Raw genomic sequence first — 13960 nt, 5'->3', positions numbered from 1 at the left:
GCTAAGAAAAACTCCAAAAAAAGAGTTTTTCTTAAAATAAATTTGCAATTGTGGTAAACCTAGAATACGACCGAAGCGGAGAGATCTTTAAATTTGATTCAATAACATAATTAGAAGATCTCTCCACTTTGCGGTGCTTCGGTCGAGATGACGACTTTCTACTGGATTCTGGCAATGATAGCGTAGTCGAAGGATTCTTTAGTAAGGAAAATTGTAGGATAATCCAGTATCCGCCTAAGCAATGACGACGGTGGGTAATAAAGCAATGACAAATGAACCAGTAAACTAATGAACCACCAAACTAAAATTTAACAGTGTCGTAACATTTGTTTGATATACAGAGTCTTACCTTTGTAATGTAAATCAGATGATATGTTAGAATCATTCTTTGCCGTATGTTTATTAATTGTTGTACTTTATTTCTTTAGCCCCTTTGAGGTAAAACTCGATGAGGAAGAGGAGTGGTAACACAACTAATTTATCTCTGAACTGCTTCAATCGAGCGGTAATAAGACCCTTCCCCCTAAAATTTCCCGTTTATGGATAAAAGAAATGTCGATGTAGTCGTAATATCCGATGTACATTTAGGCACCTACGGTTGCCATGCAAAAGAACTTCTAAAATACCTAAAGAGCATAAAGCCCAAAACACTGATCTTAAATGGCGATATCATCGATATCTGGCAGTTTAGCAAGCGTTATTGGCCCGAATCGCACATGAAAGTGATCCGTAAACTGATGAAATTCGTCTCGGAGGGTGTTCAGGTTCACTACCTTACCGGAAATCATGATGAGATGCTGCGCAAATTTGATGGTATGGAAATGGGGACTTTCCATCTCCAGAATAAGTTAATTTTAGAGCTGGACGGTAAAAAAGCATGGTTCTTTCATGGCGATGTTTTTGATGTTACCATGCAGCACTCTAAATGGCTGGCTAAACTTGGTGCGGTTGGCTATGATACACTAATCCTCATTAATAGCTTTGTAAACTGGGTACTTACCGCATTTGGGCGGGAAAAGATGAGCTTTTCGAAAAAAATCAAGGCCAAATTTAAAGATGCCGTTAAGTTTATCAATAGTTTTGAGCAGACTGCAGCCGAGTTGGCCATCGAAAAAGGCTATCAGTATGTGGTTTGTGGTCATATTCACCAGGCCGAGCAACGCGAAATCGCCACAGAAGATGGAAAAGTGCTTTACCTGAACAGCGGAGATTGGGTAGAAAGCCTGACTGCTTTAGAATATGAAAACAAAAACTGGACGGTTTTTAAGTACGAACATCAACATTTTACAAAAGACGAACTGGATGAAGGAATCCTTTCTGATGCCGAGGATTTAAAAAGTAAACTGGACATAAATATTCTTTTACAGAATATAAAATATGAAATTGCCCAATAATTTTAGATATTCGGGCATAAATGAAGATACTTTACGCAATACAGGGAACAGGTAATGGTCATATCAGCAGGGCGCGGGAAATTATCCCTTTGCTTCAGCAGTATGGCGAATTGGATATTTTAGTAAGTGGAACACAGGCCGATGTGAAACTCAGTCAGCCTGTAAAATACCAATTGCATGGTTTCAGTTTTATCTTTGGGAAAAAAGGAGGTGTAGACCATTTTAAAACATGGCTGAACATGAATCTTTTCCGCTTTAGAAAAGATATGAAACAGCTGCCGTTGAAAGATTACAACCTTATCGTTAACGATTTTGAACCTGTAAGCGCCTGGGCTTGTAAACTGCAGGGCATAGAATGTGTATCATTGAGCCATCAGGCTGCCTTTAAATCTAAAAAAGTACCCCGTCCAAGAACCTTAGATTGGGGGAAGCTTATTTTGAGCCGTTATGCGCCTACCAAATACCACATTGGCTTTCATTTCGACCGCTATGATACTTTTATCCATACCCCGGTAATCAGGGCAGAGATCCGAAATCTGAAAAGTGAAAATTTAGGACATTATACGGTATATCTTCCAGCCATTGATGATAAACGTTTGGTAAAACTTTTTACACAGCTCCCTGAATTTACCTGGCAGGTTTTTTCTAAACACAGTAAAGTTGCCTACCAGGAAGGGAATGTTTTTGTAGAGCCGGTTAACAACGAAAAATTTAATAAAAGCCTGGCCACCTGCGAAGGTTTGTTTACCGGCGGCGGTTTCGAAGGACCTGCTGAAGCACTTTATTTAAAGAAAAAACTGCTGGTTGCGCCGATGCGTTTCCAGTTTGAGCAACAGTGTAATGCCTACGCTTTAAAACAGTTTGGTTTGCCTGTAATTTGGGGAAGTACCAGGAACTGGTTGCCGATTATCAAAAACTGGGTAGAAAATCCTCAACAGCATGAGTTTCATTTTCCAGACGAAACAGCGCAGATCATTGATGATATGGTGAAGAAATATGCGAGGATTTAGTCGGGAGTCTTCAGTCCTGAGTCCAAAGTGGATCACCCTCGGATTGTCATCCTGAGCGTAGTCGAAGGATCCTTATCATGATTTTACTCACCAGAGTTAGCTGTTTGATTTTGGAAATGAATGCCAGAAGCTTTTGGCTTGCACAGCCCCGTTATTCGCTTTAGCCCGATAAAGCATCGGAGCTGCCGCTACTCCCGGGTTTATTTAACGCAAAGCAGCGCTTTTGGGAATGGTTAGCTATCTATCGCCTATTGGTACGTTCCGCTGCTACCTATTCGCTTTGATCTTTAGGATTATTCTAATCCGTGGCACAATCCTGCGTAATCTAAACCTGATAGAAACGGAAAGCCCGTAACGTAGTGGAGGCTTGAAGTGGATAGCAGGGCTTCCGTAACCGATTTACACAGGCCCCTGCTTTTCTAAATAACAGCACTCCTCTTTCTGCTTTTTCATTAACCAAACGGTCTTCGACTCCGCTCAGACTGACGCATCTTTGGGTATCTTTAATGAAATGATGTTTTAATCTTTCCACTCATTTTTGCTCCGTGGCATAATCCTGCGTAATCTAAACCTGATAGAAACGGAAAGCCCGTAACGCAGTGGAGGCTTGAAGTGGATAGCAGGGCTTCGGAACCGATTTACACAGGCCCCTGCTTTTCTAAAAATAACAGCACTCCCCTTTCTGCTTTTTCATTTAGATATTGGTCTTTTAGCTTTCCACCTTTATCTTTCTTCCCATACTCTTAAATTATTTTCTTTACTTTGCCTACTCTTTAAAAAGGCATGATTAATCAGTTTAGAAAGCTAAGTCCAATTAACCTCGTATTCTTGCTGGCATATACGTTCTTTCTGCGTATTGCCATTTTTCATGAAACACACGATAAGCTGAACTTTGATTTTTTGGAACCCTTTGCCCGGTTGCTGATCAATATAGATTTAGATAATGCCTTTACGCCATATACCAATATTTTTATCGCGGCACTTTTGGTTTATATACAGGCTTTAATTTTCAACCGGGTTGTAAACAATCATAATTTATTGGCCAAACCCAGCTTCCTGCCGGGGCTGATGTTTATTACAGGAACAAGCCTGTTTATGCCTTTTATGATCCTAAGCCCGGCATTATTATGTAACTTCCTGCTAATTTGGATTATAGATAAGTTTTTAAAACTGGGTAAAAGTGCGAACTCCATTACCACTGTTTTCGATATCGGGATGATTATTGGGGTTGGAACACTGATCTACTTTCCGTTTATGACCATGTTGATTATGATCTTTTTAGCGCTGTTGCTTTTTAGATCATTTAACTGGCGCGAATGGGTAGCTGGCTTGATTGGCTTTATTACGGTTTTCTTTTTTCTGGCCGTATTTTATTACTGGAATGATAATTTAAGCTCGTTTTATCAGATATGGAAACCATTAGGCAATAAGTTTCCTTCGGTTTTTAAAATCAACTATAACGATTACCTGGTGCTGATCCCCGTAACAGTAATTATCATACTGGCATCACTACAGCTCCGCGAAAATTTCTTCAGGAGTTTTATCAGTACACGGAAAAGTTTCCAGCTGCTGTTTTTCATGTTTATCATTTCTGCAGCTAGTTTTTACCTTAAACCCGATTTCAGGACCTGGCATTTTTTGCTGTGTGTACCACCTGGATCGGTGCTGTTGGCGTACTATTTCAGCAATGCTAAAAAACGTTGGTTTTACGAAACATTGTTCATTTTATTTGTGCTCTCGATACAGTATTTTCTGTTTGTTTAACCTTTTTTAACAAATAACTAGAGCGAAACTTGACAAAGATTAATAGCTTTGTGCATGATTTTAGAATTAAAGCTTTTTAGTTTTAATCAAGATGGATAAAAAATGGAGTCATTGGAATTTCTGAGAACATATTATTTGCAGTGGGAGATTCTAAATGCGTAGACTAAGCATTGATATTGGAAATTCTGCTGTTAAGGTTGCTGTTTTTGCAAATAAGGAAATTATTCACCATCAGCGTTTCAATAAAATTGGGATACTTGATCTGGCTCAATTGATTGAGAAGTTTTCGCCAGCGAAATCCATCATCAGCAGTGTTAACCAGGAAGTTGGACCATTAGAAGTATTTTTAAAAAAGCATACCGAGTATATCCGTTTTTCAACCATGTTGACGAATGGTGTACAAAATAGATATAAAACGCCAGTTACTTTAGGATTAGATAGATGGGCGGCTATTTTGGGTGCAAATGGCTTACATCCAACAAACGCAAGTTTAGTGGTTGATGCGGGTACCTGTATTACTTACGATGTTTTAAGTAGCTCGAAGGAATATTTTGGCGGAAGTATAAGCCCTGGTATTAGCATGCGTTTTAAGGCTGTACACGAATTTACTGGCCGTTTGCCTTTGGTGGAGTGGGATGCAAATGAAAATATTGTGGAAGGTACTGATACTCAATCGGCGATCAAAAACGGCGTTTTACAAGGGATAATAAACGAAATTGAAGGCTTTATTGCCCTAAATAATAAAAAAGAAAGTGCTCTGAAGGTAATTATAACGGGGGGTGATGCTAATTTTTTGTATAAACAATTACAAAACAGCATCTTTGCGCCTCAAATTATAAAAGATCCTTACTTAGTATTAAAAGGATTAAATGAAGCTATTGCAGATTAAAATGTACAAAAGAATAAATTATATTGCAGCCATACTCGTTCTAGTTTGTGGTTTAAGTGCCCAGGCACAGGTTACCACTTCATCACCATATTCAAGATATGGACTTGGAAATATAAAGGGATCTTTGTTGCCCCAGCTTAGGGCAATGGGTGGAATTTCTACCGCAGTAGGTAAAGTAACAGGGTTCAATTATATTAATATGCAAAACCCTGCATCTTATGCCGGAATATCTTTAACTACCATTGATGTGGGAATGAGTGCTGGTATAACCAATCTTTCGCGAAACAATTTAAGCGAAACGAGTTTCAATTCTACTTTTAGTCATTTGGCATTTGCCGCTCCGGTTACCAAAAGGTCGGCCCTGAGTTTTGGTATTTTGCCTTACTCAGATTTGGGTTATTCTTACAGAAATACAACCAAAGTTGATACAACCACTTTAGACCAGCTTTATGAAGGCGAAGGCGGCTTATCAAAGGCTTATTTAGGTTATGGTTATCGTTTTGGCGATCATTTAAGAATTGGTGGTAACTTAGAATATATTTTTGGTAACCTCCAAACTACCAGGGCTACCGAATTTCAATCGGCAGGGTCTTATAATGCCAAACTTCAAAATAAAAACAGTGTTGGCGGTATAAATTACTCTTATGGCATCCAGTACGATTTTAACATCGGTAAGAAAACAATTATGACCCTTGGTTATTCGGGAAGCACCTCCGGGAAAATAAATTCAACGCAAACTTCTTTTGCTACGTTCTACACCAGGGATCAAAGTGGTAATGAAAACCCTGCAGCCGATACGTTAAATATCGCGAATAACGGAAAATCTAACCTTACCCTGCCATTAACGCACAATTTTGGAATCTCTATCCAGCAAAATGATAAGTGGATGATCGGTGCCGATTTTAGAATGAGTAAATGGTCTGCAACAAGTATCAATAATGTAAGTCAAGGTTTGCAGGATAGCTGGGGAGCATCGCTCGGTGGCCAGTGGACACCAGATGCATATTCTTACAACAGTTATATGAAACGTGTAGATTACCGCCTTGGTGTTAATTACGATAAAACTTATATTAAAATCGGTAATCAGGATATCAAACAAATGGGTGCATCGTTAGGTTTTGGCTTCCCATTGCCTACTGCTAACGGTGGTTCAGCATTTTATAAAATCAACTTTACAACCGAGTTCGGACAAAGAGGAACGTTAAGCGATAATCTTGTTAAAGAGAAGTTTATTAATTTCCACTTAGGCTTTACCTTGAACGATACCTGGTTCCGTAAGTACCGCGTAGACTAATGAATTTAAAGACATTTTTATATGGTCTGTTTCTGGTGTTGCCTTTTTTTCTGGCTTCCTGTGGAGACGACGATCTGAAAAATGCCAATTCAGTTTCATCAAATAAGGTAATCCTGTCCAGAGACCGGACCATAGGGGTCGACATTACCTATAGCGATTCGGCCAGAATCAAGGCTAAAGGTTATGCCCCAATAATGGATAAGGTTACGCCTTCAAACGGAAGCGCTTATCAGGAAATGATTAAGGGGGTAAATATCGATTTTTATAACCCTAACGGAACCATTGATGGAAACCTGGTTTGCGATTACGCCATTAGGAAGGATAATGAGCTTAAAACCGAATTTAGGAAAAATGTAGTCGTAAAAAACAGTAAGGGCGATACTTTCTCTTCGCAGGAGCTGATCTGGGATGAATCGAAAAAGATTTTTTATTCCAATCAAAGGGTATATGTGAAAGGAGTTGATGGAAGCATAGGCGAAGGTATTAACTTTAAAGCTCCGCAGGATTTTAGTACTTATGAAATGGATAGTGGAAACGGCGAGCTGAACATGAAGGAAGGCGTAGCGCCCTAGACGACGAGATGAGTGAATGTTAAATGGCTTTATTCGGATGTTTATCCCACTTATTATCTAATTCAATCACTCAAAATTCTGTCATTCAATCATTAAAACAGGGCCTGTATTTGCTTAAAAATTAAACACTTGATAAATAAAATTTTGTGTTTTCTTTTTTGAGGCAAATTTGTATCTTGCGCCCTCTTAAAAAAGAACTAAATAAATTTATAATTACAATATGGGATTAATGACATTTTTGCGTAACCGTGCAGGCTATATTTTAGTTTTTGCCATCGGTTTTGCAATTGTTGCATTTTTAGTAGGTGATGCAATTAACGTGGGTAAACCTTTTTGGGCAGCAGATCAAAAAGTTGTAGGATCAATTGATGGTAATGATATCAGTATTGATGAGTTCGGACCAAAGGTTGATCAGGGTGTAAACCAGATGAAACAACAATATGGCGGCAGTGCAAATGCACAGATGACTGCTATGGCTGTTGATCAGGCATGGAATGCCGAGTTGGCAAAAGTTTTGTTAACTAAAGAATACGATCGTTTAGGTTTAACAGTTTCTGAAGATGAACTGGTAGATTTATTACAAGGCCAAAACCCTAGCCCCCTAATTAAACAATATTTCTCTAATCCTCAAACAGGACAGTTAGACCGTGCTACCTTGATGAACTTTCTAAAATCGAAAGAACCTCAGGCATTGCAGCAATCTAATATGTTACAGGAAGAAATTAAAAACCAGGCCCTTCAGACAAAATATTCTAACCTGATCCGCAATTCGGTTTATGTAACTTCTTTAGAAGCTACAGATGAATATACCAACCGTAATAAACTGGCTAATTTTAAATACGTAAGTTTAGATTATACTTCTATTCCTGATGCTTCTGTTAAATTAACAGATGGCGATTATTCGGAATATTATGAGCAGAACAAAGCGCGTTTCAACAATCCTCAAGAAACCCGTGCTTTCGAATATGTTACCTTCAGTATCAGCCCAACCAAAGCAGATTCATTGGCAATCAAAGCTCAGGTAGATAAAATTGCTGCTGATTTCCAGGTGGCTAAAAACGATTCACTTTTTGCAGCCATCAATTCAGACGTAAAAGTTCCGTTTACTTATATCACAAAAGGTAAATTGGATCCGGCTGTTGATTCAGCAGTATTTGCTTTGCCAGCAGGCAGTTTTTATGGCCCTAAATTAAGCGGTAACTCATACAAAATTGTAAAGGTAGTATCTACCCGCATTTCTCCTGATTCGGTAAAAGCAAGCCACATCTTAATCGATCCGGCTAAAGTTGGTGGCGAAGATAAAGCATTGAAGTTAGCTGATTCATTAAAAGCATTAATTTTAAAAGGCGCTAACTTTGCAGAACTGGCTAAAAACTATAGTGTAGATGGTTCGAAAGATAAGGGTGGCGAAATGCCGGCTTTTGCCCGTGGCGCTATGGTACCTGAGTTTGAGAATGCAGCCTTTGATGGAAAGACAGGAGATCTTAAAGTAGTAAAGTCTCAGTTTGGCTACCATGTGCTTAAAATCGAAAAACAGATCGGTTCATCTAAGGTGGCTAAATTAGCTTACGTAGAAAAAGCATTAAATGCAAGTAGCAAAACCCAGGCGGCGGCTTACAAAGCAGCAAGCAATTTCTTAACTGAGGTGAAAGGTAACGACTTTAGCAAATTTGCTGCACAAAAAGGATTAAAAGTTGCTGTTGCTGATAAAGTTGCATCAACACAAGGATTTGCAGCTGGATTAGATAACCCACGTAAATTAATTCAGGATGCTTACGCAGCAGATAAAGGTGATGTATTGCCTGAAATTTATACCATGAGCAATGCTTATGTGGTGGCGCGTTTAACTACAATCAGCCCTAAAGGTATTTTATCATTAGCTGATGTGAAGAAAGAAATTGAGCCAATGGTAATTAATGCCGTTAAAGCAAAACAATTAAAAGAAAAATTAGCCAACGCAGGTAAAGGAAGTATCGATCAGGTTGCAGCTAAAGTTGCACGTCCGGTTAATCCAGTACAGAACGTGGTATTTGCCAACCCGGTAATTCCAGGTGTAGCACAGGAAAATGCTTTAGTAGGAAGCGTTTTCGGTTCACAGCCAGGTAAAGTATCTGCTCCTGTTCAAGGTGAACGTGGTGTTTATGTATTTTCAGTTGATGGATTTACAAGCCCTGCACCAATTGCCAACATGTTTAAACAAAAAGAAAGCATGATGTTAAGTTTAGGACAGCGTTCATTAGGATCAGCTTTCCAGGCTTTACAGGAAAATGCGAAGATAAAAGACAATCGCGTGAAATTCTATTAAGTAGAAAATACGTAATTTTGTAACCGTTCCGATGATTAGTCGGAACGGTTTTTTTATTTAAGGCCATGGAAATTCAGGAAAACATTATTAATAAAGTAGCCAATAGCGGTTTAATTACCTTAAATCTCGAAGATTTTTATCATAAAGGCGAAAGAGTGGTTTATGATATTGTAGATAATCTATTTCATGGTTTAATGCTAAGGGAAAAGGATTTTAGAGAATTTATCAAAAATCACGATTGGGCGCAATATCAGGATAAGAATGTAGCCATTATCTGCTCGGCTGATGCAATTGTACCTACCTGGGCTTATATGCTGCTGGCCAATAAACTAAAACCATACGCCAATGAAGTGGTATTTGGCGATTTAAATACATTGGAAGCCGTTTTGTTTACCAAGGCGTTGGCTAAAATTAATCCGCAGGATTATGCCAACGAACGTGTGGTGGTAAAAGGATGTGGCGATATCGATGTTCCGGTATCAGCCTATGTTGAGGTAACCAACCTGCTTACTCCGGTAGTTAAAAGCATTATGTTTGGCGAACCCTGCTCTACAGTTCCTGTATATAAAAGAAAAGATTAAATTTTGGTTTGCTTTTTGTATATCTTCATGGGAGAAAGAATTTAACCACATTTTTTAGGAAACAGTTCTTTCCCAACACACAAATGAGTACAAAAGCAATGAAGAAATTATTTATAACCGTCACGGCTGGCTTATGCAGTCTTTTGGCAGCGGCTCAGGAACTTCCCCTGAAAAAAGAAGCCGTATTTCAGGAAGGTGAAGTTTTGCAATATAAATTAAGGTACGGATTTATAACGGCGGCAGAAGCCACGATTAAGGTAGCCAATTCTGATTTAAAGTTTGATAACAAGCCTACCTATAAACTTACGGTTGATGCGCAGACTTCCGGAACTTTTGATGTGTTTTATAAGATAAGAGATCATTACGATTCGTATATCGATAAAACTGACCTTTTACCTTACTTCTATCAGGAGAACATTCGTGAGGCCAGTTATAGACGCCAGGATAAGGCACGTTTTACGCAGGATGCTAAGAAAGTAGTTTCGAACAGAGGGACTTTTACAACACCGACTAATCAGACTTTTGATCTGGTTTCGGCTTATTATTTTGCCCGGAGCTTGGATATCAGTAAAATCAAGATTGGTGATAAGTTTAAACTGAACTATTTCTTGGGTGACGAAATCTCAGCCTTAGAGGTTGAATATATAGGAAAAGAAACGATTAAAAGTAAATTGGGGAACATCCGCTGTTTAAAATTTAGTCCATCCATTAAACCAGGAAGGATCTTTAAAAAAGATAGCAGGTTATACCTCTGGGTAACCGATGATGGAAACCGGGTACCGGTAAAGGCTCAGGTAGAGATATTGGTGGGTGCAGTTACGATGGAATTAAAATCGGCCAGTGGCCTGAAATATGCTTTAGCAAAAGAATAATGATGATAGAAGTTGAACAGGTGCTGGTGCACGAAGACGTATTGAAAGAAAACTTTGTTTGTAACTTAAGCAAATGTAAAGGCATTTGTTGTGTGGAAGGTGATTCGGGTGCACCATTGGATAATGATGAAAAAGCCATTTTGGAAGAAATATATCCAAAAATAAAACACCTGTTAAATGAAAAAGGCATTAAAGCCATTGAAGAACAAGGCGTTTACGTAGTGGATGAAGATGGCGATTTAACCACCCCTTGTGTAAATAAAAATAAAGAATGTGCTTACGTGCTTTTTGAGGGGGGTATTACGAAGTGTGCCATTGAAAAAGCGTATGAGCAAGGTATTGTAGATTGGCAGAAGCCGATTTCTTGTCACCTTTACCCTATCCGGATAACGAAATATCCGGAATTCGACGTGCTAAATTACGATCGCTGGCACATCTGCCATGATGCCTGTACTTTTGGCCGCGAACTTAAAGTACCAGTTTATAGCTTTTTAAAAGGACCACTAATCCGTAAGTATGGAGAAGAATGGTATAAAGAATTGGAAAGTTCTGTGGCCGCGATGTAGTTTGTCTTTCTTAAATTTTATTTTTATCAGTGCAACTATAAAGTCAATTATAAGCTGTGTCTACACTTTTCCTGCACTTATCTATTGCAATTGCAAGCTTATCTATTTATGCAGAAGATGTTCATAGAAATTGGCTAATTGCTTCTGAATTATTTCGTTCGGTTTTCAGCTTATGTCAAAATTAAGTTGTTTTTTGCCGAAATCTAACTTACTTTAGCGGAATTGAAAATCATTTAATAACTGTGAAAAAAATCTTAATCACTGGTGGTGCGGGCTTTATTGGCTCTCATGTAGTTCGCCGTTTTGTTAATAACTATCCTCACTACGAGATCGTCAATTTAGATAAACTTACCTACGCAGGTAATCTGGCTAATTTGACCGATATTGAAAATAAACCGAATTACCGATTTGTAAAAGAAGATATTACTGATGCTAACGCGATGTTTGATCTGTTTAAAACAGAAAACTTCGATGCAGTTATTCACTTAGCGGCAGAAAGCCATGTAGATCGTTCTATTTCTGATCCAACAGCCTTCGTCATTACCAATGTAATTGGTACTGTAAATTTATTGAATGCGGCCCGCGAATATTGGAAAGGTGATTACGATAAAAAACGTTTCTATCATGTAAGTACCGATGAGGTATATGGTGCTTTAGGTGAGACAGGAATGTTTACCGAAACAACCGCTTACGATCCGCATAGCCCTTATTCGGCATCAAAAGCGAGTTCAGATCACTTTGTAAGGGCCTATCATGATACTTATGGCATGGATTGCGTAATTTCTAATTGCTCAAACAACTATGGTTCTCATCACTTTCCTGAGAAACTGATTCCACTGGCCATTAATAATATCAAAAATAACAAACCAGTACCCGTTTATGGTAAAGGCGAAAACGTACGCGATTGGTTATGGGTAGAAGACCATGCCAGGGCAATCGATGTAATTTTCCACAACTCGAAAACAGGAGATACTTACAACATTGGTGGCCATAACGAGTGGAAAAATATTGACCTGATCAATTTGCTTTGTACCATTATGGACCAAAAACTTGGCCGCGAAGCAGGAGAATCAGCTAAACTCATTACCTATGTAACCGACCGCGCAGGGCATGATTTGCGTTATGCCATTGATTCGAGTAAATTACAAAATCAATTGGATTGGGTACCAAGTTTACAATTTGAAGAAGGCTTGGCCAAAACAGTAGACTGGTACCTTCAAAACGAAGACTGGTTAAATAACGTAACCTCAGGCAATTATCAATCTTATTACGAACAACAATACAGCAGTAAATAATGGAAATTGAACAAACAGGATTAAAAGACTGTCTGATTATTAAGCCAAGAGTGTTTGAAGACCCCCGGGGTTATTTTTTTGAAAGCTTTAACCAAAATACATTCGAAGAAAAAACGGGTTTATCTGGCAGGTTTGTTCAGGATAACCAATCCTATTCTTCATATGGTGTAATCCGCGGCCTACACGCACAAACCGGTGAATTTGCACAGGCAAAGCTGGTCCGTGTAACCAAGGGTGAGGTGTTGGATGTTGCGGTAGATGTTCGCCCAAGTTCGCCAACATATGGCAAACACATTGCGGTGCGTTTAAGTGCAGAGAATAAATTACAGCTGTATATTCCAAGAGGTTTTGTTCATGGCTTTTCTGTATTGAGTGACACCGCAGAATTTTTATACAAGTGCGATAATTTTTTCAATAAAGCCTCAGAAACTGGCGTAATTTATAACGATACGGACCTGAATATCGATTGGTTAATTCCAGAGAAAGATCAGGCGGTATCTGATAAAGATCTACTTTTAAAACCATTTTCAGCTTTACAGCACATATGAGTAAAATATTAGTAATTGGTGCCGGCGGACAGTTAGGCCAGTGTTTAAAAACGGTAGCTGAACGAAGAGGTATTAACGATATTGTTTTTCCTGCAGAACAAGATGCCAATATTCTTGATGAGCCTGGTTTGAACGATCTGTTGGCTAGAGAACAGCCTGCTTTTGTAATTAACTGTGCGGCTTATACCGCTGTAGATAAGGCAGAGGATGAAATTGATCTGGCTAAAGCCATTAATGAAACAGGTGCGGGATACTTGGCCTCAGCTTGTTTAGTAAATGGAGCAACGCTTATACATGTTTCTACCGATTTCGTTTTCGAAGGAAATGAAGTTAAATTGCTAAAGGAAGATGACATTGCTAAACCCATTAATATTTATGGTGTAACCAAATTAGATGGGGAAAAAGTAGTTTCATCCAAGCTGCCAGCCCATTTTATTATCCGCACCAGCTGGTTGTATTCTGAGTACGCCAACAACTTTGTCAAAACAATGCTTAAACTTGGTGCAGAGCGCGATGAACTGAATATCATTGCCGATCAGGTGGGTACACCCACTTATGCGATCGATCTGGCAAATGCCATTTTTGATATTATAAGTTCTTCATCCGCCGCTTATGGTATTTACCATTATAGCAATGAGGGGGTAACCTCGTGGTTCGATTTTGCAAAGGCCATTTTTGATATCAGCGAAACAGCAGTTAAAGTAAATCCTATTCCAGGGTCTGCTTATCCGACTAAAGCTATCCGGCCAGCATTTTCGGTGATGGATAAATCTAAAATAAAAGATACATTTAATATTGAAATCCCTTATTGGAGAGATAGCTTAGTAGAGTGTATAAAACAAATTAAAATACAATAAACAGGCATCATTA

The 13960-nt window shown here is 38.7% G+C and carries 13 protein-coding genes; all 13 read left to right on the top strand.

Annotation, left to right across the window (positions count from 1 at the left end):
- The first annotated feature begins 539 nt into the window (after positions 1–539).
- Positions 540–1394: a UDP-2,3-diacylglucosamine diphosphatase gene (locus AC1RJ8_RS24990; RefSeq protein ID WP_492956152.1), complete on the top strand. Its 855-nt coding sequence runs from the start codon at positions 540–542 to the stop codon at positions 1392–1394.
- Positions 1395–1414: 20 nt separating this feature from the next.
- Positions 1415–2404 (top strand): glycosyltransferase family protein, encoded by a 990-nt coding sequence (locus AC1RJ8_RS24985; RefSeq protein ID WP_492956151.1) that lies wholly within the window; start codon positions 1415–1417, stop codon positions 2402–2404.
- 783 nt (positions 2405–3187) lie between these two features.
- Entirely contained in the window at positions 3188–4168 is a 981-nt protein-coding gene (locus tag AC1RJ8_RS24980) for a DUF6427 family protein (protein WP_492956150.1), read from the top strand.
- Between the two features lie 154 nt (positions 4169–4322).
- Entirely contained in the window at positions 4323–5057 is a 735-nt protein-coding gene (locus tag AC1RJ8_RS24975) for a type III pantothenate kinase (protein ID WP_492956149.1), read from the top strand.
- Positions 5038–6351, top strand: coding sequence for a BamG family beta-barrel-assembly machinery protein (gene bamG / locus AC1RJ8_RS24970; protein ID WP_492956148.1), 1314 nt, complete (start codon positions 5038–5040; stop codon positions 6349–6351). Before AC1RJ8_RS24975 ends, bamG begins: the two co-directional genes overlap by 20 nt.
- On the top strand, positions 6351–6923 hold the full coding sequence (locus AC1RJ8_RS24965) for a hypothetical protein (RefSeq protein WP_492956147.1): 573 nt from the start codon (positions 6351–6353) through the stop codon (positions 6921–6923). Before bamG ends, AC1RJ8_RS24965 begins: the two co-directional genes overlap by 1 nt.
- Positions 6924–7143: 220 nt before the next feature.
- Positions 7144–9228 carry a peptidylprolyl isomerase gene (locus AC1RJ8_RS24960; protein ID WP_492963927.1) on the top strand — a complete coding sequence of 695 codons (2085 nt, stop codon included), beginning with the start codon at positions 7144–7146 and terminating at the stop codon, positions 9226–9228.
- Positions 9229–9293: 65 nt separating this feature from the next.
- Positions 9294–9809 carry a DUF2480 family protein gene (locus AC1RJ8_RS24955; protein ID WP_029278574.1) on the top strand — a complete coding sequence of 172 codons (516 nt, stop codon included), beginning with the start codon at positions 9294–9296 and terminating at the stop codon, positions 9807–9809.
- 98 nt (positions 9810–9907) lie between these two features.
- Complete coding sequence (locus AC1RJ8_RS24950) at positions 9908–10681, top strand: DUF3108 domain-containing protein (protein ID WP_492956145.1); 774 nt, start codon at positions 9908–9910, stop codon at positions 10679–10681.
- A 2-nt stretch (positions 10682–10683) separates the two neighbouring features.
- Positions 10684–11247 (top strand): DUF3109 family protein, encoded by a 564-nt coding sequence (locus tag AC1RJ8_RS24945; protein WP_492956155.1) that lies wholly within the window; start codon positions 10684–10686, stop codon positions 11245–11247.
- A 242-nt stretch (positions 11248–11489) separates the two neighbouring features.
- The gene (gene rfbB, locus AC1RJ8_RS24940; protein ID WP_492956144.1) at positions 11490–12542 is read left to right on the top strand and encodes a dTDP-glucose 4,6-dehydratase; all 1053 of its coding nucleotides are present in this window, start codon (positions 11490–11492) and stop codon (positions 12540–12542) included.
- Entirely contained in the window at positions 12542–13090 is a 549-nt protein-coding gene (gene rfbC / locus AC1RJ8_RS24935; RefSeq protein ID WP_492956143.1) for a dTDP-4-dehydrorhamnose 3,5-epimerase, read from the top strand. Before rfbB ends, rfbC begins: the two co-directional genes overlap by 1 nt.
- Complete coding sequence (rfbD, locus tag AC1RJ8_RS24930) at positions 13087–13947, top strand: dTDP-4-dehydrorhamnose reductase (RefSeq protein ID WP_492956142.1); 861 nt, start codon at positions 13087–13089, stop codon at positions 13945–13947. Before rfbC ends, rfbD begins: the two co-directional genes overlap by 4 nt.
- Positions 13948–13960: the final 13 nt, after the last annotated feature.

Source organism: Pedobacter sp. GW822-FHT03F06 (genome assembly GCF_058801365.1).
Note: the sequence above shows the minus strand (reverse complement) of the source record. Positions and strands in the feature narration are given on the sequence as shown.

Excerpts from the sequence above, each read along its gene's own strand:
- AC1RJ8_RS24990 (WP_492956152.1), top strand. The coding sequence starts at position 540 with ATGGATAAAAGAAATGTCGATGTAGTCGTAATATCCGATGTACATTTA.
- AC1RJ8_RS24985 (WP_492956151.1), top strand. The coding sequence starts at position 1,415 with ATGAAGATACTTTACGCAATACAGGGAACAGGTAATGGTCATATCAGC.
- AC1RJ8_RS24980 (WP_492956150.1), top strand. The coding sequence starts at position 3,188 with ATGATTAATCAGTTTAGAAAGCTAAGTCCAATTAACCTCGTATTCTTG.
- AC1RJ8_RS24975 (WP_492956149.1), top strand. The coding sequence starts at position 4,323 with ATGCGTAGACTAAGCATTGATATTGGAAATTCTGCTGTTAAGGTTGCT.
- bamG (WP_492956148.1), top strand. The coding sequence starts at position 5,038 with ATGAAGCTATTGCAGATTAAAATGTACAAAAGAATAAATTATATTGCA.
- AC1RJ8_RS24965 (WP_492956147.1), top strand. The coding sequence starts at position 6,351 with ATGAATTTAAAGACATTTTTATATGGTCTGTTTCTGGTGTTGCCTTTT.
- AC1RJ8_RS24960 (WP_492963927.1), top strand. The coding sequence starts at position 7,144 with ATGGGATTAATGACATTTTTGCGTAACCGTGCAGGCTATATTTTAGTT.
- AC1RJ8_RS24955 (WP_029278574.1), top strand. The coding sequence starts at position 9,294 with ATGGAAATTCAGGAAAACATTATTAATAAAGTAGCCAATAGCGGTTTA.
- AC1RJ8_RS24950 (WP_492956145.1), top strand. The coding sequence starts at position 9,908 with ATGAAGAAATTATTTATAACCGTCACGGCTGGCTTATGCAGTCTTTTG.
- AC1RJ8_RS24945 (WP_492956155.1), top strand. The coding sequence starts at position 10,684 with ATGATAGAAGTTGAACAGGTGCTGGTGCACGAAGACGTATTGAAAGAA.
- rfbC (WP_492956143.1), top strand. The coding sequence starts at position 12,542 with ATGGAAATTGAACAAACAGGATTAAAAGACTGTCTGATTATTAAGCCA.
- rfbD (WP_492956142.1), top strand. The coding sequence starts at position 13,087 with ATGAGTAAAATATTAGTAATTGGTGCCGGCGGACAGTTAGGCCAGTGT.